The organism is Allobaculum sp. Allo2, assembly GCF_022701175.1.
GTDB classification, from domain to species: Bacteria; Bacillota_I; Bacilli_A; order Erysipelotrichales; family Erysipelotrichaceae; genus Allobaculum; species Allobaculum fili.
The window spans coordinates 1,139,926-1,160,206 of record NZ_CP078088.1 but is presented as its reverse complement, the minus strand read 5'-3'; the positions used below and the strand labels follow the sequence as shown (position 1 = coordinate 1,160,206).

The 20,281-nt window shown below is 52.9% G+C and carries 17 protein-coding genes, 3 pseudogenes and 1 other annotated feature; all 20 genes and pseudogenes read right to left on the bottom strand.

Annotation, left to right across the window (positions count from 1 at the left end; genetic code table 11):
* Positions 1-25: 25 nt before the first annotated feature.
* Entirely contained in the window at positions 26-3,724 is a 3,699-nt protein-coding gene (locus KWG61_RS06540) for an NPCBM/NEW2 domain-containing protein (RefSeq protein WP_242745304.1), read from the bottom strand.
* Complete coding sequence (locus KWG61_RS06535; protein WP_242745303.1) at positions 3,607-5,757, bottom strand: hypothetical protein; 2,151 nt, start codon at positions 5,755-5,757, stop codon at positions 3,607-3,609. Before KWG61_RS06535 ends, KWG61_RS06540 begins: the two co-directional genes overlap by 118 nt.
* Entirely contained in the window at positions 5,745-6,608 is an 864-nt protein-coding gene (locus tag KWG61_RS06530; RefSeq protein WP_242745302.1) for a hypothetical protein, read from the bottom strand. Before KWG61_RS06530 ends, KWG61_RS06535 begins: the two co-directional genes overlap by 13 nt.
* 4 nt (positions 6,609-6,612) lie before the next feature.
* Positions 6,613-7,017: a hypothetical protein gene (locus tag KWG61_RS06525; RefSeq protein ID WP_242745301.1), complete on the bottom strand. Its 405-nt coding sequence runs from the start codon at positions 7,015-7,017 to the stop codon at positions 6,613-6,615.
* Positions 7,018-7,420: 403 nt separating this feature from the next.
* A complete protein-coding gene (obgE, locus tag KWG61_RS06520; RefSeq protein ID WP_230266640.1) occupies positions 7,421-8,704 on the bottom strand; it encodes a GTPase ObgE in 1,284 nt (427 codons plus the stop codon).
* Positions 8,705-8,780: 76 nt separating this feature from the next.
* On the bottom strand, positions 8,781-9,065 hold the full coding sequence (gene rpmA / locus KWG61_RS06515) for a 50S ribosomal protein L27 (RefSeq protein WP_230266639.1): 285 nt from the start codon (positions 9,063-9,065) through the stop codon (positions 8,781-8,783).
* A 46-nt stretch (positions 9,066-9,111) separates the two neighbouring features.
* Positions 9,112-9,420, bottom strand: coding sequence for a ribosomal-processing cysteine protease Prp (locus KWG61_RS06510; RefSeq protein ID WP_230266638.1), 309 nt, complete (start codon positions 9,418-9,420; stop codon positions 9,112-9,114).
* Positions 9,420-9,721: pseudogene (gene rplU, locus KWG61_RS06505) on the bottom strand (50S ribosomal protein L21). The gene KWG61_RS06510 and the pseudogene rplU overlap by 1 nt, the downstream one beginning before the upstream one ends.
* Positions 9,722-9,735: 14 nt before the next feature.
* Positions 9,736-9,809, bottom strand: a sequence feature (ribosomal protein L21 leader region).
* A 178-nt stretch (positions 9,810-9,987) separates the two neighbouring features.
* Entirely contained in the window at positions 9,988-11,103 is a 1,116-nt protein-coding gene (locus KWG61_RS06500; protein WP_242745300.1) for an OB-fold nucleic acid binding domain-containing protein, read from the bottom strand.
* Positions 11,076-12,929: a DNA polymerase III subunit alpha gene (dnaE, locus tag KWG61_RS06495; protein WP_242745299.1), complete on the bottom strand. Its 1,854-nt coding sequence runs from the start codon at positions 12,927-12,929 to the stop codon at positions 11,076-11,078. The genes KWG61_RS06500 and dnaE overlap by 28 nt, the downstream gene beginning before the upstream one ends.
* Positions 12,862-13,155, bottom strand: a complete 294-nt coding sequence (locus KWG61_RS17190; RefSeq protein WP_367614272.1) for a PHP domain-containing protein — start codon at positions 13,153-13,155, stop codon at positions 12,862-12,864. The genes dnaE and KWG61_RS17190 overlap by 68 nt, the downstream gene beginning before the upstream one ends.
* Before the next feature lie 249 nt (positions 13,156-13,404).
* Positions 13,405-13,902 (bottom strand): bifunctional oligoribonuclease/PAP phosphatase NrnA, encoded by a 498-nt coding sequence (locus tag KWG61_RS06490; protein ID WP_242745298.1) that lies wholly within the window; start codon positions 13,900-13,902, stop codon positions 13,405-13,407.
* Positions 13,903-13,918: 16 nt separating this feature from the next.
* Positions 13,919-14,218, bottom strand: a complete 300-nt coding sequence (locus KWG61_RS06485; RefSeq protein ID WP_242745297.1) for a hypothetical protein — start codon at positions 14,216-14,218, stop codon at positions 13,919-13,921.
* A gap of 99 nt (positions 14,219-14,317) precedes the next feature.
* Positions 14,318-15,510, bottom strand: a pseudogene (locus tag KWG61_RS06480) (acetate/propionate family kinase).
* A gap of 379 nt (positions 15,511-15,889) precedes the next feature.
* Positions 15,890-16,015 (bottom strand): hypothetical protein, encoded by a 126-nt coding sequence (locus KWG61_RS16115; protein WP_256460807.1) that lies wholly within the window; start codon positions 16,013-16,015, stop codon positions 15,890-15,892.
* Positions 16,016-16,020: 5 nt separating this feature from the next.
* Positions 16,021-16,194 carry a sigma factor-like helix-turn-helix DNA-binding protein gene (locus KWG61_RS06475; protein WP_242745296.1) on the bottom strand — a complete coding sequence of 58 codons (174 nt, stop codon included), beginning with the start codon at positions 16,192-16,194 and terminating at the stop codon, positions 16,021-16,023.
* A 6-nt stretch (positions 16,195-16,200) separates the two neighbouring features.
* Positions 16,201-17,195 (bottom strand): annotated as a pseudogene (ftsY, locus tag KWG61_RS06470) (signal recognition particle-docking protein FtsY).
* A 59-nt stretch (positions 17,196-17,254) separates the two neighbouring features.
* On the bottom strand, positions 17,255-17,530 hold the full coding sequence (locus KWG61_RS06465; RefSeq protein WP_242745295.1) for a hypothetical protein: 276 nt from the start codon (positions 17,528-17,530) through the stop codon (positions 17,255-17,257).
* A gap of 11 nt (positions 17,531-17,541) precedes the next feature.
* Positions 17,542-19,806 (bottom strand): chromosome segregation protein SMC, encoded by a 2,265-nt coding sequence (locus tag KWG61_RS06460; RefSeq protein WP_242745294.1) that lies wholly within the window; start codon positions 19,804-19,806, stop codon positions 17,542-17,544.
* A gap of 20 nt (positions 19,807-19,826) precedes the next feature.
* Positions 19,827-20,195, bottom strand: coding sequence for an AAA family ATPase (locus tag KWG61_RS06455; RefSeq protein WP_242745293.1), 369 nt, complete (start codon positions 20,193-20,195; stop codon positions 19,827-19,829).
* Positions 20,196-20,281: the final 86 nt, after the last annotated feature.

Here is a 20,281-nt window from a genome sequence, read left to right as displayed (position 1 = left end):
AGAACGTCTGGTAAGCACGAATGAATTACTTCGTCAGCAGACTCTTGTCGGGCGTCAGGCGCAGAGCCAGCTCTTTGGAAGCCAGATCTTTAGCCATTGCGTCAATCTCCTGCTGCGTTGTGTTCTTACTGGTTTTGAGCAGTTTTGCCAAGGCCAGCGTATCGGTGAAGGCTTTCTTGCCGGTATCGGAGTAGGATGCCAGTTTTGCGTTGATCGCATTGCCCTTATCAATCGCCGCATTCAGAAGCGTCCAGTCAAGTTCCGGTGTCGGCTCTTCGTCTTTGGTCCACTTCGCGTAAAGCGTGGTTTCGGCTGCCGGCTTCTCGGTTTCGAAGCTGAACGCATTCTGGCAATCCGCATCGGTATACCAGCCGCTGAACGTATAGCCTTCGCGTTCTGGATCAGCCGGTTTTTCAACAGGGGATCCGGCAACGTAGAGCGCTTCACTGCTCTGTTCGCCCTCAATCTGCGTATCGAAGGTTACACCGATAACCTGAATCTTGCTTTCGGCAGGTTTACTGTCAAGCGTTCCGGATTCTTCGCTGCCGTTGGCAGTAACGGTCCAGGTCCAGGTACCTTTGCGGGTCAGACCGGTCGGCATGGACGTTTCGCTTCCCGGCATTTCGAAATGCATGCCGTTTGGCATGGTGATGCCTACGGTGTAGCCATTTGCGTTTTCTACCGCATTCCAGCTGAGGGTAGCGCCCAGTACACCGTTTTCACGGGACGGCGTCGCCGTCAGTCCTGTTGGAGCCGGGAGCTTGCCGTCTGTGCTTTCGAATACGGCCAGGATCGAAGCGGTGTCGGCTGCGATCTGGTACGTGTATTCCGCATCCGTACTCAGTTCCGTTCCATCGGCTTTGGTCCAGCGAACGAAACGGGATCCTTCGGCTGCTTCCGCTTTGACGGTTACCCACTGACCGGCGGCCAGATCGCCTTCCGATGCAGTCACCGTTCCGGTTCCGCTGCAGGATGGATCAATTTGAGCGCTCAGATGGAGCGGGGTTTCCGCTTTCTTCGTCAGTTTGGCTTCAGCCCAGTCGGCATGCGAGTTGGAGTTTCCGTCCGCGCGGTTGGTAACGCGCAGCGTCAGCGTCTTCGTTCCGGCTGGAATATCCACGTCGATTTCGCCGTACTTCATTTCACGCGTCTGGTTGTCGACCGAGCCAAGTTCTACACCGTCGGCCAGAACCGTAAACTTGACTTTCGGGCTGGCCGAAGCGGCTTCCTTGTCCAGTCCGACTTTGGAATAGAAGTGATCGAGTCCCTGCTTGCCGCTCAGATCGATATCGATATCTACATCTCCGCTCGCGGCAGAATGCGTACCGATCCCTTTGGCGAATGTAACATCTTTCGTTCCGTCAAAGAGGGTCAGCACATTGCCTTCCACACTGAGATCACGCTGCGGGTTGTGACCGGACCAGCCGGTTTCGGCTTTCGTCCAGGGCAGTTCCGATGCGTAATAGCCGTCGGCTGGCGTGAGGGTGAAGCTGTACGTCTTGGTCGCCGACGCATCGGGGCTGGTGACTTTGACTTTGATCTCGGTTGGATCTTCAGCCGAGCCGTTTGTATTCCAGGTTACGCTGCCGGTTCCGCTCTTAATCAGCGTGTCGCCCTTGAAGACTTCAACTTTCGCATTGGCGTTGGTCGCGGTGAAAGTGAACGGAATGAGCAGACCGAAATGCGAACCCGTATACGTGTCAACGGCTTGATCAAAGGTTTCGGTAAGGGACGCATTCGCTCCGAAATCCACGCCGCTCAGGCTGCAGTCTGCGTTTGTCGCTTTGTAGACGTTGACTTCGACATAGTTCGGCATCTGGAGTGCCTCGCTGTGGCAGACGACAATCACTTTATTCGGGCCGTCCTTAAGATCAATCATCGGGTTGTCGAGCTTCTTGCCATCGAGGAAGTATTCGATCGTGCTGCGCTTCGAATTCGCTTCGGCTTCGATAGCCGCGCTTGTGGCCGTGGAATCGACATCGACGCGAACCTTTCCGTCTTCTGGAATTGCGACTTCTGCACCGTTGACTATAAGGGTCTTGACCGACTGGTCGCCATCGCCGGAGCGGAATACCTGCAGACGGTAATCCTTAATCGTTCCGTCTTTAGCGGTAACGAAAATTTCGAACAGGTTGAAGCCGGCGTACAGTTTTACATCATCCGCCTTGGCATCGACCGGCTTGTTGTTGAAGCTGACTGTGACTTTGGCATCCGGTGCAAGGGCTGCGAAGTCATAGGAGATCGTCTCCTGATCTTCATCCGCGAACAGATACCAGTACTGACGGGAAAGCTCGAGACTGCTGAAGTCTTTTGCGTCAGCGACTTTGACCTGGGCTTTGCCAAGACGTGTTTCACTGCTTTCCTTGGTTGCTGCAGGATTTTCCACTTCCTGAGCGTTCTTAATGAGTACCGCAGCCGATTCTGCTGCTGGACCTACGATGCCGTTTTCAACGGTATAGGCGAGAACACGCAGATACTTTCCATTCAGTTTGTCATCGTACTGCGCATTGTCGCCATGCAGGCCGGTCTCAACCGTCCACGGACCGTCTAAGCTGCCGGCGCTCTGCCATACGTAGGAAATCGAACCATTGGCACTGTCTGTATTTGCCGATGCATGGAGAGTCTGCGATTCTTCATCGTCCGTAACCGAAACTGAAGTCGGTGCGGCAAGTTCAACTTTCCTTGTCAGGGCAAAGGCTTTGGTCTCGCCATTGCTGGTAATGGAAAGATCGCTGAACGTCGTTACCGGATGACTGTCGTTGTTTCCAGTCGCTGTGGCCAGAGCGATGGTTCTCTCACCGTCGAGGAAACTTGTGTCTGTATTGGAAGAAATCGTCTTGAAGGTAGTTCCGTCCGTACTGTAGGCGGCTGTGATCGTACTGCCGTCTCGACTGAGGCGATACCAGACATTATCTATGTGGGCCATGCTTGGAGCGGTATCTACATTGCCGTCATCCCAGTATTCAGCTGCACTCTGATTTACTTCGCGTACAAGCGCCATGACTTCTCGTTCATTACTTGTATTTGAACGGCTCTTTCGTTCCACGGAAATATAGTTGTCCGCATCTTTGAAAAGGTAGAGACCGCTCGCACCCCAGTAGCCGGAGCCCTGCGGCGCATTTGCTTTGACATCAATGGAGAAGTGCTCAGCATCAACGCCATCTGGGAGTTCAAACGTTACTACATGACCCGGAGTCTGCTGCTGATACAGACCAAAGTGCCAGTGAGCCATGCTCAGTCCGGATTCACCTGGAACAATACCCGAAGCGGAGGAGTCTGCGCTTGCTCGATGTGCGATCGTTACGCCATCGGCCAGTCCATAGGCTTCTTTTTCGATTTTTACCAGCGTGCTTGCACTCGCACTGCCCGTCGTCGCAGTAACAAGAACCAGACCGCTGGAAACGCCGCTCAGCACACCGGTGCTTTCATTGATCGTGGCTGCCGTTGTGGCCTGACCCGTAAAGGCGTCACAGACACTCCAGGCGATGCTTGCATTTTCATCCGAAGCCGTAGCGGTAAAGGTCGCGTTTTCTCCTGCTTTGACAGATTCTGCAGGCGTATTAATCGTTACGGTATGTTTCGCTTCTGTCTGTACCGCTGCGGTTGTTACTGGCGCAGACAGAGCCGAACCTTTTTCTGATAGACTTTGGCGCGAATAAATTTGCCCGCCAGGCTGTTGCCGACCGCCGGCGTAGTTCCGGTCAGCGAATCGGCCGGTGTCCATGGACCGTCTTTGCTGTCTGCCTTTTCCCAGAGAACAGCAAGTTCGGTACCTGCACTCTGGCCTTCGGCGCTGACGGAAAGCGTCTTGCCGTTCAGTGCGCACGAAGCGGAAGTCAGAGCAGGAAGCGTATTTTCCTGTGTAAGCGCAATATTCTTCACCGTCTCGCCGCTCGTTACGGTGAGTCCGGAATAGGTAACAAACGGTACAGGCGAGACAGCGTTCGATCCAGCCGCCAGTGCAATCTTGAAGTCATCTCCAAGGAATGCGCCGTCTACCTGACCGATCTTGTTAAAGGTTTCGCCGTCCTTGCTGTAGTAGCCTTCGATCGTAGTGTCTTTCTTAACGATTCGATACCATACATCCGCAGCGGTGTTCAGGTTTTCACCGTCGCCTTCCGTGCCGCCATTCCACGTTTCCGCTGCATGTTGACTGACTTCGCGGACCATGGCCATGCGCTCGGAGACATTGCTCGAGCCGTCGCGGCTCTTCTTTTCTACTGAGACGTAATTGTCCTGATCCTTAAAGAGATACAGGCCGCTGTAGCCCCAGTTTCCGTTGCCGTCTGGCGTGCTGGCTTTTACTGTTACAGTAAAGTCTGTTTTATCGATACCTTCTGGTACTGCCGTTCCCAGCGTATGTGCAGCGGCCTGCTGCTGATACAGACCAACAGGAAGCAGAGGCATTTTGATCGTGCCGTCGCCATAAACGACACGCGACAGGTCCGAATCACTTTCGGCTGCGTGCAGAACGCTCAGCGCATCGCTCAGTTTGTATTCACGCGCACCATTGATCTGGATCAAGGTACTTGCGGAAGTGCCTGCAGCTTTTGCCGTTACGCGGACGATGAATGTTGCATTGCCGGCGGTAAGGGTGCCGTCTTCGGTAATGGTTGCCCCATCGGTTTCCTGTCCGGTAAAGGCGTCGCGAACGATCCAGGAAACTTTCGTTCCTTCTTCAGCACCGGTTACTGTGGCGCTCAGTTTGGCGGTGTCTCCGCCGTTGAGGACCGTTTTATTGCTGGATACGGCGATCGTCGCATCCGATGTGGACGCATCGCCGGTAACGGTGATGGTTTTGCTTCCCATCTCGAATTTACGGGTTCCGCTGATGACATAGCCGGTAATGGTGGCTTCACCTGGGCCTTCCGCAATCAGGTTGCCGGCGGCATCGGTGGAAATCACGGATGGATCGCTGGAAAGATAGTAGGCTTTGGCATCTTCCGGCAGGTTCTGGTTCAGAGACGCGCTGGTCTGGTCGGTGGATGTGACGTCAGCCGCATTTGTTCCTCCGCCAAAGTCAATGCCCGGGCGCAGCTGCGGATCATAGGTGTTGCCTTCAAATTTAATATTCGAGCAGCCGTTAAAGGAGAACAGGTTGGAAGTATACTTGTTCATTTCCATTGTGGCTGTCGGAACCATCGTATCGCCCACTGTCATCTCATCGCTTGTGGTTGTGAAACTGAGCGAAGAGAACGGCTGCGAGCGAAGAACGGTATTGTTCTTGAACGTGATGCCTTCGGTACTCTTAGCGTCCAGTACTTTATGGCCTTCGGTATAGAACGTATTGTTTTCAATGTTGATGTTGTGATGAACCGGCTTGTCCTTGGAAACGTTCGGGTTAGTCGGATCAATGAAAATGTCCTGTGAGTTGCCGTTGATAAATGTGTTGTTATAGATGTTCACATTGGTCGAACGGCCAGATTCATACCAGGACTGACCGTCACAGGAAATGTAAATGCCCGCCATGTTCATGCGGTTGAACATGTTGTCATGAATCTGGACATTGCCGCGGGTCGTACAGAGAATTCCGCGCGTCGGCGAGGCGTCAAAGACGTTGTCATGAATGTCGACATCCGGCGTATAGGAAATGTTTTCGGTCAGGTAGTTGTTGGCGGTAATGCCAGCGGGCACCGCCTCATCGAGCGTCAGGACGATGCGGCCCAGAGAACCGGTATTTTCTCCGATCCAGCCGCCTTTGCCATCCGGAGAGCTGACTGCCGTAACTGTACGGGTAGAATTGGCTACTGGCGCCATGCTTCCCTTTCGGAGAACTCAATCTTGTCGCCGACAAAGTAGTTCGGAAAACCGGATGTCTCGTTATGCTGGTATTCCACGGTGACTTTGTTTCCATCTACGTTTGTGACTTTCAGAAATGTTCCATGCACGTTGATCGGGTCATCGTGCGGATTGTGGAACCGGGAGTTCTTGATCGTGATTTTTCCTTTGACACCGGAAATGTTGATGTCATCGGCACTTGAGGACGTTGCGCGTCCGGAGTTGTCCGGCGTATCGAAGATAACGCCGTCCAGCGTAATGTCTTCGCACATCTGCACGATGATGCCAAAACCGTGAACGTAGTTTTCTTCGATGTTCTGCAGGGTGACGTTTTTGGAATACGCCAGCGTTCCTGCGGTCTGATCGCGCAGCGTGTTGCGGGTTTGATAAACGCGGCCAGCCGGAATGTCCGGCATGGAAGAATAGTGGATCTTAAGCATGTGGTTTCCAAGATCTTCAATGCTTGAAGCACCGGAACGAGGATCCGAACTTCCGCGCCACGCATCGCCGCTTACCGCGTCAAAGCTCTGGGTATAGCTGTATGAGTTCGCCTGAGTCCAGTACGGCTGACCGGTATAGGGCGATTTGTCTGAACTCCAGTTGATGTTCGTTCCATCCAGAGTGTAGGTCAGACTTTCCGGAATGTGGTACGTGATCGTTTTTGCAGCCTGGTCCACCACAACCGCAGTCATTTCCAGACAGGTTGGTGCCGCGTAATCGATACTGAAGTTTTTGAATACGACATTTTCCGAAGAAATCGACGCATACGGCGTCATCTTGCCGTGGTAAACAAAACGGGAACCGTTGCCGTCGATGGTAACGTTCTGCATGTCTTCAATACAGATTCCGATGGTGCGCTGCGATGCGCTGGTATTCGCACCGGTTGTGTTGGACAGGTAGAGCAGTTTTTCGTGGCCTTGTCCGGGTAGAAATTGTATTCGCCCTTTGGAAAGAAAGCGTGACAGACTCGCCTGCATCCGTCTTTTCCTTGGCCGCAGCAATGGCCTCGATGATGGCAGGGGAACTGTCCTTGTATCCGGACGGATCCGCACCGTATTCCGTGACGTCAATAACTTCGCCGGTCAGTGCGTCATCCTGCCCGGCTCTGGCTTCGTTGGCTACGGCCGGGATGGTCGTCGTTAACAGCGGACTGGCGCCGAGCAGCAGCGAAAGAAACGCGCTGGTCAGCTTAGCAGCTTTTTCATTTTTACTCCTTCTTTTTTCTCCGGTTTTCGACATTCAAATCCATATTCTTTTGCGGTTTTCTCTGTATTTTGCCCGAACAGAGACTGCCTGAAAAAGAAAAACAGCCCGAATACTTTTTCAATATGAATAGACATATCTGCCAAAAACGCTGGACTTTGTTCATTCTTGATTTACATCTTAGGGAAAGTGGAATGATATCCTTTACATTTTAACTTTAAAAATAGCAGAAAACAGATCCCTTTAGTGAAATGCCTTGCAGATTTTAGAAAAGCTCGCCTTTTCAATAGGTAAAAGGCGATGAACGCAAAAAAGCCGAGAGGAAAACAATATTCCTTTCGGCTTGAATCTGCACGGACATCATCCATTTTTACCAGAAACTGTTTTTCCGTTCTGGGACAGACGACCTGTTATTAAACATTTAAAAGTATGGGGAAAACTAGTTTTCCAGGAATTCGAACTCGTAGCCTTCGAGTTCCACCACGTCGCCGTCTTCCGCGCCGGCTTCGCGCAAATGCTTATCGATGCCAAGGAAGCGCATCTGATTGGCGAAGTTGTAGAAGTCCTCATCTGTATTGAGCTTGTCGAGATTGAAGTTTTTCTTGATGAGCGGTCCATAGACTTTGTAGCGTCCAGGAGCCGCCTGCTCGATCGTAAAGGGCTTCTCTTTTTCGGCGAACGTATACGTAACGCCCTGATCCTGCTCGTTTTCGTCAAGGACCGGGAAAACCGGCGTCGTCTCGAGCAGATCGGCCGCTTTGCGCAGTACCGGATCCAGGCCTTCGTGAATGAGGGTCATCGTCTCAAAGACTTCGAGATCCGGATAGGCTTCCTTGAAGCGGCGCAGATTTTCCTGTGCATGTTCTTCGTCCATTTTATTGGCGACCACAATCTGCGGGCGTTCAAGCAGACGCAGATGGTAGTTTTCGAGTTCCTTGTTGATATTGGCGTAATCCTGTACCGGATCACGGCCTTCTTCGCCGCCCATGTCGATGACATGAATGATAACGCGGCAGCGTTCGATATGACGAAGGAACTGATGGCCAAGGCCCTTTCCTTCGCTGGCGCCGTCAATCAGCCCTGGCAGGTCCGCCATGACAAAGCTGCGGCCGTCCTTGGTCTGGACTACGCCGACGTTTGGCGTAATGGTCGTAAACGGATAATCGCCGATTTCCGGGCGGGCACGCGATACAGCGTCCAGGAATGTAGATTTGCCGACCGACGGATAGCCGACGAGGCCGACATCCGCAAGGGTGCGCAGTTCGACGATGACATCGAATTCTTCACCTTCCTTGCCCGGCTCCGCATAGCGCGGCGCGACGTTGCGGGACGATTTAAATCGCGAGTTTCCGCGTCCGCCCTGGCCGCCTTTCGCGACAACCTGCTGCTGATGGGCTTCCGTCAGATCGGCCAGAATCTGGCCGGTATCGGCACGCTTGACGATTGTGCCGAGCGGCACTTTAACAATACGATCGCAGGCGTTGGCGCCGTGCATCCGCTTGTTCTTTCCCTTCTCCCCTTCCTGGGCACGGATAATCCGGTTGAAACGCAGATCCAGAAGGGTGACCATACCGGGATCGGCTTCAAAGATGACGCTGCCGCCATTTCCTCCGTCTCCTCCGAAAGGACCTCCATTGGCAATATATTTTTCGTGTTTGAACGACACGAGTCCATCGCCGCCCTTACCGGCTTTGACGTGAACTTTGACCTGATCTACAAACATGCTGGTACCTCACTCTCCTGATCATCATATTTCATACATGAAAAAGAGCCTTGGACAGGCTCAATTTAATGTTTGCTTAGTCAACTGGGTAAACAGAAACTTTCTTTCTTGTTTTGCCGAGTCTTTCGTATTTAACAACGCCGTCAACTGTAGCGAAGAGCGTATCGTCGCCGCCTCTGCCTACATTTGTTCCGGGATGAATTTTAGTTCCGCGCTGACGGTAGATGACAGCACCGGCCAGACATTTCTGTCCGTCTGCGAGTTTCGCACCAAGGCGTTTGGAGTGCGAATCACGGCCGTTCTTTGTCGAACCTACACCTTTTTTGGAAGCGAAGAACTGAAGGTCCATATTAAAACGCATGATTTTACCTCTTTCTCTTCGGATGATTGAAATATAAAGCTGCACGTTAATCCGTTCCCAGCTGGATGTGCTTTGGATACGTCTGCGCCATGCACTGAAGCTGAAGCGCAACCATGTCCAGAGCCGTCTGCAGTTTCTCACTGCTCGTCTGAACATCGATGAGAATGCGGTTGTCTTCGCAGACAAGCCGGCAGGCTTCTGGGAACATTTCGTCGATCGCGTTTAATGCGGATATGGAAATGGCTGATACGCCGCAGCACACCAGGTCTTCTCCGTATGGAGCCGACAGAGCGTGTCCGGTAATCTTAATTTCCTGAATATCCGTGCCGCGCCGAGCAATACGGATCCGAATCATTAAGCCTGAATGGATTCGATTTTAACGCGCGTATAGGGCTGTCTGTGACCCTGTTTTCTGCGTGTGGAAGATTTTTCGGGCGGTATTTCACGATCGTGATTTTCTTGCCTTTGCCCTGTTTTTCAACCACGCCGGTTACAACGGCGCCCTCCACGAAGGGTTTGCCGATTTTTCCGTCTGCGTACAGAACTTTGTCGAATGTTACGGTTTCACCTTCCTGAGCGTTCAGTTTTTCTACCCAGATTACGGATCCGTCTTCAACCTTGATCTGTTTTCCGCCGGTTTCGATAATTGCGTACATAGATGGTCTCCTTTCCGATTCTTGATACTCGCCATGAAGGCGGGCTTGTCGCCGCTTTAAAGCCTCTTCTGTGCGGTTGCAAGTCGTGAAGACTGCAACAGACATATATTAATGATTCCTTATGTCCGCGTCAAGTAGGTAAATTGAGCCTTTAGGCAAAGGCGAATTGCTTTTTGGCATTGGCCGCGAAGCCAGCCGCCGAAAGGGTTTTCGTTTCTTTTTGGATTCAGCATCCTGATTTTTGAGTTTTTTCTGCTTGATTCTTCTTAGTTCTGCCTTTCGTTATCTGTTTGTACCGGCTCGAATCGTTTCAGACCGGTACGACTCATTGGCTCAGCGCCGTCGGACTGGACCAGAACTGAGCGGCAGAAAGTGGAGTTCAAAAATCGCCATGGACCCTTCCTTCGCTGATCCATCCTGCCCTGGGCGACCACAAACGCACCGTCTTTCAAATCGTCCTGCGCTCTGGCATACGTCGTGGGCATGACAGCGCCTTCCATCTGTCCGGTATCGTCATCGAGCGTAACGTAAGCCATTGTATCGCCTTTCTTCGTCTTATGCAGGTGGATGCGGGAAATCATGGCGCAGATGCGTAGGCTCGTACCACCTTTGAGACGGCCTGCAGCCGCAATCGATACGAGGGATCGATCCGATGCGCGAACGCCTTCCGCCGGATGCGGGCCGCTCAGAAAGCCGAGCACGTCCTTTTCGTGAACGATTCGTCTGGCTGGATCGACGGGAAGTCTGGCGACGATCGGCGCGGAAACGCCGGCCAGACGCCACCCGCCGCCTTCGGGATCCAGCATGGCCAGATCGCCCAGACGAAGAATTTCTTCCAGCGCGGCTTCCAGACTCTCGCGGTTGATGCCCATTTCATCAAAGGCACCGGTCCGAACGAGGCTGACGATCTGCTCGTCCTTGATTTTCAGTGCGGAAAGACGCAGCACCGACATGACCGGATCCGTAAAGGGGCCATGTTCCTGGCGCTCCTGTTCAATCTTTTCAGCCTGCTGTCTCGAAAACGTACGGACCTGGGTAAGCGGAATCCGAAGCGCGTTGCCTTCGATCTGATAACGGGTACCGGAGCGGTTGAGCGATACTGGCAAAACGCGAATGTGCCGATGGGCGGCTTCGCCCAAAATGCTGGCGAGTTTGGCACCGGACTTGCCCGTGTAATCGAGCAGGACCTGATAAAACGACAGCGGGTAATGGGTTTTCAGCCACGCCATCTGGTAAACGATCAGACCGTACGCGTACGAATGCGACTTGTTGAAGCCGTAGTCCGCAAACTGTTCCATGATTTCAAATATTTTGTCAGCCTGTTCGGCTTCAATTCCCTGCTTCTGCGCCCCTTCTACAAAGCGGCTTTTCCAGGCTTCCATCGTTTCGCGTTTTTCTTGGACATCGCCTTTCGCAAAATGTCCGCCTGAGCCAGAGTAAATCCGCCCAGAATTCTTGCGGCTTCCATAATCTGCTCCTGATACAGGAAAATGCCGCCGGTTTCGGCCAGAATCGGATCGATCAGCGGATGGATCGACTGTCTGGCCCGCGGGTTGAAACGGGCGTTCAGATACGTATCGATGCTTTTCATCGGGCCCGGTCGATACAGCGCCAGAATGGCGGCAATATCTTCAAAGCGTTCCGGCTTGAAGCGCAAAATGAGCTGACGAATGCCAGAACTTTCCAGCTGAAAGACGCCCAGCGTATCGCCGGTGCGCAGCAGCGCATACACTTGCGGATCGTTTAAAGGCAGATGGAGCGGTTCGATCACCGGACCGTTCTGGCGCTGAATTTCCTGCAGGATTTCTTCGATCATGCTTAAGTTGCGCAGCGCCAGAAAGTCGAATTTGATCAGACCAATTTCTTCGAGATGTTCCATCGAAAACTGAACGGCAGGGACGCTGCTGCCGTCGTCCATCATCGGTGCCTGTTCGGTAATCACATCCCGCGCCAGCACAATACCGCCGGCATGAATGGACGTATGTCTTGGAAAGCCTTCAATGGCGCAGGCGGCGTGATACAGCTTTTTGAGCGAGGGCGAATTCTCTACCAGCGAAGAAAACGCGCGGCTTTGTGCATAGACCGACGGCAGCGTTTCGTTTGGCATCGTCGCCGCAATCGCCGTCAGCTTGTCCGCTTCCCGTACGCCAAGACCTAATGCCTTCGCGCAGTCGCGCAAAGCGGCACGCGCTTTTAATCGGGAGAAAGTCACGATATGGGCGACATGGCCTTTTCCATAGACGGACTGTACGTATTCGATCACTTCATCGCGGCGGTTATCCGGAAAGTCGGTATCGATATCCGGCATGGAAATACGCTCCGGATTGAGAAAACGTTCAAAGAGCAATCCGGACTGAATCGGGTCAACGTGCGAAATGCCCAGCACCCACGAAACGAGCGATCCGGCCGCGCTGCCTCGTCCGGGACCGACGAGAATTTTGCGGGAACGCGCTTCGCGAATGAAGTCCCATACGATTAAAAAATAGTCCGCAAACCCCATGGACAAAATGACATTCAGCTCATGATCAAGCCGCTCGCGATACACTTGCGCGTTGACCGTTTTTCCCTGCAGCCGCTTTTTCAGACCGGCCAGACACAGCTCGCGCAAGTAGTCTTCACTGCTCAGATTTACCTTGTTGACAAACTGCGGCAGACTTGCTTTGGGCAGACGGTAGTCTTCAATTCGGGCGGCAATCGTTTCCGTGGCTTTGAGATCGTCCGCGTCGTAGAGCGATTCCATTTCGTCTTCTGTTCGCCAGTAGCGGCCGCTTCGTACCCGAATGTCGGGATGGTCGATCACTTTCTGCTGATTGATCGCCTGCAGAAGGCGCAGGGTGCGCTCATCTTCCGGTTTTTCGTATTCAATCCGGCTGAGCGCAACGGTCGGGATCTCTTTGAATTGGGCACGCTTTTTGAGCTGTTCATCTTTCTGACGGAAATACGGTGAATCGTGAATCGACATTGCGATATAGAGATCGTCCGGATCCAGGACAAAGGATTTGAGCGTATCGAGCAGTTCATCCAGAAGGTCTTCATTTGGCTCATGAGCGAGCGTTTCGAACACGTCGTCGCCGCCTGCGTTCATGAGAATACAGCCGTCGACATACGCCTTCATATCGTCGAGTTCAAGCGGCGTCGAGTCAGACATCAGTCGGGTAGAAAGCAGATAAAGCGAATGCAGACCCTGTCCGTTTTTGGCCAGCAGCAAAAGGAAATCGGCTGATTTTTCCAGTTTGTCTCGACTTCCAGTCCAATGATCGGCTTGAGTCCGGCTTCTTTTGCGGCATGCACAAAGACATCGTCGCAAACATCGAACGATGATCGGTCAGGGCCACAGCCGTCTGATGATTTTCCTTGGCGAGGCGAATGATGTCGTCAATATCGAGAACCGCCTCGAGCAGCGAATAGCGTGATCGCGTATGAAGATGAATCATAGACCTAGTTTACCATTTCTCAAGAACTCCACAAAAAGGCGGCTATTCCCGCCTGCCGAACGGATATGCTGGCCAGAACGGACGCCGGACAGAGTGCTTGGCAAAAGCCTGTCGAAAGCCGACACAACGGCGTGAAAAAGGCTGTCCGCTCTGAGTTTTCCCAGGTCGGACAGCCGAATTTATCGCTTGAATTTTGTATTTGAAATCTCCTGATCCCGTTTCTGGAATCGTTCGATTCCCATATTGCATCTAGTCTTTGGAAAGCGAAAGTCTGCGCAGCTGCTGCGTGATCGTTTCCACGTCGGCAGCGGTAAGATTCTTAACGCCGCAGGCGTTTTTATGACCGCCGCCATGCCATTCGTTGGCCAGCGCGTCGACCGCGATCGAGCGCGAACGCAGCGAACCGCGATAATGCACGCCGTCAGATTCCTCAGTAAAGAGCGCCCAGATTTCCACGCCATCCAGATTGCCCATGATGTTGACCACCGATTTGGCGTCTTCAAAAGGCAGTCCGATGGACAGGTAGTCTTCCCGGCTCATCACCGCAATCGCCAGACGATCGAGTACGCAAAGTTTCGAAAGCACCTTGCCTTCATAGACGCTGCGCGAAACGGTTTTGGAATAGAGATTCAGCGCCGCTTTCTGCACGCTTGCGCCCTGGCCGACCAGCCACGCTGCGGCTTCAAACGTCGCCGGACTGACGTTGGGCAACGTAAAGCGCTGGGTATCGGACATCAGAGCTTCCATGAAATGCTGGGCAGCCTTAGGCGTCAGCGTTTCGCCATGCTTTTAAGAATATCGACTGCGGTCTGAGCAGCGGCCGCCGATTTTTCATCGACGTAATCAAGATCGCCGTAGTCTTCGAGCTGAATGTGGTGGTCAATACGGGCAATCTTTTTGCCCGGGTAAAGCGAAGATCATCCACACGCTCGCCGGTCGCGGTATCGCACAGAAGCGCTAAAGACTGTTCCATCTGTGCATCGCTGATCGAATCCATGCCCTCCTGGCTCCCCGCCATGAGGATCGTCTTGTCTGGATAGCGTGCTTTTAAAAACTCAGCCATACCCATCTGCGTACCCAGGGCGTCGGGGTCCGGAAAAAATGATGGAATACGACGATCGACTCTGCCTGATCAAATGCGTCAAACAGAGGCTGTACTTCTTTATTCAGCGGCAAGATTTTTGTAGGCGTCGCGGGCAATCATGACTTCTTCATCTGTCGGAATGACATACACGTCCATGGAAGAGTCATCTGCAGAAATTTTCACTTCCTTGCCGCGGCAGTTGTTGGCTTCGTGATCGAGTTTTACACCCAGAGCAGCGAGACCGTCGATGATGGCTTCACGGGTTGTGATGGAGTTTTCGCCAATGCCTCCCGCAAACAGAATGGCATCTGCGCCGCCCATCAGGGCATAGTAGCCGCCTACGGTTTCAATAACGCGGTCATCGAAAATCTTGCTGGCGAGTTTTGCGCGTTCGTTGCCTTCCTTGGCTGCGTTTTCGATATCGCGGCTGTCGGAAGATACGCCGGATACGCCAAGCAGACCGGATTTCTTGTTGAGGATATTGTCGACTTCCTGTGCAGTCAGGTTATGACGCTGCATCAGAACGCCTGGGATGGCTGGATCGATGTCCCCGGAACGGGTACCCATTTCGATACCGGCCAGCGGAGTCAGACCCATGGACGTCTTGAAGGATTTGCCGTCTTTAACCGCGGTGATGGAACCGCCGTTTCCGAGGTGGCAGGTGATGATCTGAACGTCTTCCGGCTTCTTGCCAGTGATTTCGGCATAGCGCTGCGTCAGATACTTGTGGCTTGTTCCGTGGAAGCCGTAGCGGCGGATTTTATCTTCTTCGTAGTATTCGTAAGGAATCGGGTAGATGAAGTTTTCTGCCGGCATCGTCTGATGGAAGGCTGTATCAAAAACAAAAGTCTGGCTGGCATCGGGGAGCAGTTTGGAGAAGGATTTGTATCCTACAAGACCTGCCGGGTTGTGCAGCGGTGCAAGGGGATACACTCTTCGACTTTTTCAACCGCATCGGCGCTGGCTTCAACGGAATCCGAGTAGAATTCGCCGCCGTGTACGATACGATGGCCAACGGCTTTGATATCATCGAGGGAATTTACAACGTGGTGCTCGAGCAGAGCGTCAACGAGCATGCGTACTGCAGCTTCGTGATCCGGGATATCGCAGGTGGTGGTGTATTTCTGACCGTCCACGGTAATGGAGAACACTCCATCGTTTAAACCAATACGTTCAACAAGTCCTTTGGCGAGAACTTTTTCTTCCGGCATTTCATAAACCTGGAATTTCAGGGAAGAGCTGCCGGCATTGACTGACATAACAATTGCCATTTTAAAAATCTCCTTTTCTCTAGGTTTCGCTTCTTTCAGTGTACAACCTTTTTCATCCGCAGATGAATCCCTGTGATTTCCGTCCTAGAAATTGAAATATTTACCGCAATTACGGAAAACGAAGGGAGACTTGCTGCGCGGTTTCGAACGATCGAAAAACCGCTTGTGTATAAGCGATTGGCTTTTCTGGTCACTCGAGCAGGTGGACCGGCACCGCGGACCTCCAGTACGTCGAGCGCAAATTTTGCAAAGACAATTCAAAACCGAAACAAAACGGATTTCGAAAAAAAGGCAGAGGCTTTTCTTCCTCTGCCGTAGTTCTGAATGGATCCATGTCTGGACGCGCAGGCGGGAGCCGGCTGCAGGCATAGATGGATTTTTAATCGGACGCGCCGATCGCTTCGAGCTTTTCTTCGAGCACTCTGGCTTCGGGATGGTCCGCGATATAGTCGTTAATAATTTTTCGATACGCCAGAAGATGGAGCTTTTCTTCGTACTGCTCCATGGCGCTTACCCCTTTTGAAGGGCGTCATACACCGCTGCTTTGGAAATGCCGAGATTTTCCCGGATTTCCGAAAGCGAAAAGTCTTCCTGGAAATAAAGCGAAAGCACTTCCTGCTGTCTGGGCGAAAGCAGGAGGCTGTACAGATCAAACAGATCGTTGGCTTCAAGATGCGAAATCATGTTCGACTAGTCTTCCAGTCCTTTGGTGATGCCGATCAGATAGGAAGACAGATCGAACGGGCGCAGATCTTCCGGTTTTTCACCCAGTCCGAGGAAACGGACCGGCAGACCGAGCTGATCGCGGATCGCCATAACGACGCCGCCTTTTGCGGTACCATCCATTTTGGTCAGGATAATACCCGTTACCGGGGTGACCTCCATGAATTCCTTCGCCTGCGAAATGCCGTTCTGTCCGGTTGTCGCATCGAGAACGAGCCACGTTTCGTGCGGGGCGCCTTCGATTTCGCGTCCGGCAACACGGCTCATCTTTTCGAGCTCTTTCATCAGATTCGTCTTGTTCTGAAGGCGGCCGGCGGTATCGCAGATCAGCACATCGATCTGGTTGTCTTTTGCGTAGCGGCAACCGTCTACAATAACACTGGCCGGATCCTGCTTTTCCTTGCCGGCGATGCACGGGGCGTTCAGCCGTTCGGCCCAGATTTCAATCTGTTCGACTGCCCCGGCACGGAACGTATCGGCGGCTGCTGCAGCCACCGTCTTTCCGGTTTCCTGGAAGAAGTTGATCAGCTTTGCGGTTGTGGTCGTTTTTCCCGATCCGTTGACGCCAACCATCAGGATGACGGTCGGACCGTTTTCGTTGAAGTGCCACGGTTCTTCTTTTTCCGGGTTGTAGAAATCGTAAAGAATCTGAATCAGGTAGTCTTCCATGGAATCGTAGTTTTGATTTCCTTGGAACGGGCTTCAAATTCGTCCACGATTTTCTGTGCGGTGTGAATGCCCATGTCGCTTTCGAGCAGGATGATCATGATCTCTTCGAGAAGTTCATCGTTGATGCCATGAAAGCTGTTGGACAGCGCGCGGATCCGGTCGCCGAAGCTTTTCCGGCTTTTGGAAAGCCCGCTGAGGTATTTGTCCTTGTCTTTGGAACGGACAAACTTGGATTTCAGTTTTTCAAAAAGGCCATGCCAAGCCCTCCTTCTCCGGCTAGAGTTCCGGTTCATACTTTTTTCAGTGATTTTTTCTGGTGATTTCTGGTTCTTTGCTGCTATATCCAATGCGCTTAAGCCTGCGCTGGTTCGCCTGCTGCTCCAGCTGCGTCCTTGAGCTGAACTTTGAGCACCTGGCTGACGCCGTCTTTTTGCATGGTAATGCCAAAGAGCGTGTCGCACTGCTCCATCGTTCCCGGACGGTGCGTTACGGTAATGAACTGCGACTGGTCCTTGAAGCGCTTGAGGTAGCGAGCGAAGCGTTCTACATTGGCCTGGTCAAGGGCCGCTTCCGCTTCGTCAAAAATACATAAAGGTACGGTTCTAGCTTTTAATATAGCAAACAGCACCGAGATCGCAATCAGCGCCTTTTCCCCGCCGGAGAACGTCTGCAGATTCTTGACGGATTTTCCAGGGGCTGTACATCGACATCGACGCCGCTTTCTAACAGGTTATCCGGTTCGCAGAGAACGAGCCGGCAGCGGCCGCCGCCAAACATGGACTGGAACACTTCATCGAGACAGCCGTTGATGCGGTCGAACATGTCCTTGAACTGGGTGATCATGGTCTGATCCATTTCATCGACGGCGCCGAGAATCTGTTCGCTGGCGGATATGAGCTCTTCCATCTGCGATGTAAGGAACTCATAGCGTTCCCGCACTTCCTTGAGCTGTTCGGGCGCTTCGAGGTTCACGCTGCCCAGCGCGACGATCTGCGAGCGCAGTTTCTTGACCTGCGCTCTGGCCGACACGACTTCGATCGGCTGCATTTTCGCTTTTGCGGCTTCAAACGTCAGCGAATAATCCGAACCAAGACGGAGCAGATCCTGTTCAAGACGGGTCTGAATACGGGCGAGTTCGGACTGCACTTTCGACGTTTTTCCATCAGACTCGTCAGCTCGCGTCTGGCGTTTCGCAGCGTTTCGCTGGCTCTGGCGCTCTGTTCGTGCAGAGCGGTTTTCTTTCCTGGTCCATGCGAATCTGCGCGTTGAGCTCATCGGACTTCGCGTGAAGGGCCGAAATGCGTTCAACAAGTTCGGTCGCCGCATCCGCGCCGGTTTCTTCATCCAGAACCGGATCGAGATTGAGCTGGGCGATCTGTCTCTGGAGCGATTCGTATTTTTCCTTTTGACCTGCACGATGCTGGCGAGCTTTTCCTGCTCGATTTTCATCTGAAGCAGTTCACTGCCCATCTGCGACGTCTGCGCCTGCGCCTGATCGAATTCTCTTTGCAAATCGCCAAGCGCTTCCCTGCGCGCTGCGATTTCATCGAGCAGACGTTCCTTTTCCTTTTTCAGAGCCGGAATCGGGTTGACGTTTGGACGAAGCGATCCGCCGGTCATGGCACCGCCCGCGTGAACGACGTCGCCGCCAAGCGTAACGATCTTAACCGACTGACGCAGCGCCCGGGCGGCCTGGTTGGCTTCTTCCAGACTGGAGGCAATCAGAATATTGCCCAGCAGGCGGTCGCGCAGCGCTTCATAGCGCGGTTTGCATCGAACGAAGCGGCTGGCTTCGCCAAGAATGCCGTGCTGCTTAATGGCGATCGAGCGCTGCCAGTCCTGCAGATACCTTCCCTTGCATACCGAAAGCGGCAGGAACGTCGCCCGGCCTGCGCCGGAGCGTTTCAGCCAGCCGATGGCCCGACGGGCATCGCTGTCGCTTTCCACAACAATCTGTTCGTTTGCGGAACCGAGCGCGACAGAAATCGCGTTCATGTATTCGTCGTCGCATTCGAGCAGATCCTGCACGAGACCGCAAATGCCGGAAAGGCGGGAGGCATTGTGCATAACGGCCTGTACGCCATGGTTACGATAAGGCGGATGAGCCAGACGGGATTCGACACCGGCGAGCTGGTTCTGAAGCGAATGAATCTCGTTTTCGATGCGGCGGCTTTCTTCGACCAGACGACGGCTTTCGCCTAATGCCTTCTGCTGGTGACTTTCCCGGGTCTGCGTATCGAGTTTCATAGCCGCCAGTCTTCGCCGGCGGTCTTCGTATTCGTATTTGGCTTCTGAAAACAGTTCGAGAAGCGACTGGGCTCTGGCCTGCTTGTCCGCAGAAGAGAGCGAAATTTTGCGCCGCTCATCCAGAATGGCTTTCTGCTTGTTTAAGGAAACCGACTCTTCCATGACGCGGGCCAGCTCGTTCTGCAGATTCACGAGTCTTGCGTCGGTATGCCGGATTTCCTCCTGCAGTGCTTCCATCTGCTGATCCGCTTCCATACTGATGCGGTTCTGTTCATTCTGACGGGTCTGCATGCGCTCAAGCGCAGCTTTCTGTTCCAGTTCCTTTTCCTTGTTTTCTTCGATCTGCATCGCCAGAAGCGAAATCTCGATATCCGCAAGTTCCTTCTTGCAGGCCAGATACTGTTCCGCTTTCTCAGCCTGACGTTCGAGCGTCTTCATCTGAGACGCGCAAGAATCAACCTGATCCTGTACACGTTCCAGATTGGCTTTGACGTTTTCGAGCTTGGCCAGCGAAATCTTTTTGCGCTTTTTGTATTTGGCTACACCGGCCGCTTCTTCAAAAAGCAGACGGCGTTCTTCCGGCCGTGCATCCGCAAAAGAAGAAATGTTGCCCTGCGAAATAATGGAAAGAGAATCTCTTCCCAGGCCGGTATCCATAACCAGATCCTGAATATCCTTCAGACGGCAGGGCGTTTTGTTGATCCAGTTGAAAATTTCCGAGGATCCGCGCTGAATCTGTCTGGTGATCTCAATTTCTTCATAGGGGAATCAAAGATTTTCTGCGAGTTGTCGAAAACGAGCGTAACCCGGGCAATGTTGACCGGCTTGCGGCTCTGGCTTCCCGCGAAAATCATTTCATTCAGGCTGGATCCGGAACGCAGTGATTTAGCAGACTGCTCGCCTAACGCAAAGCGAACGGCATCGGTGATGTTGCTCTTTCCGCAGCCGTTTGGACCGACGATGCCGGTCAGCGGTTCTTCAAAGTTCAGAACGCTTCGATTGGCAAAGCTTTTGTATCCGCTTAGTTCAATCCGTTTTAAGAACATTGGCGCCCTCCTTTTCCTGAATGCCTATTTTCTCATTAGTGGGCCCTCTTTTCAAATCTGCCTTGCCTATGCGAAAAACGCACTGC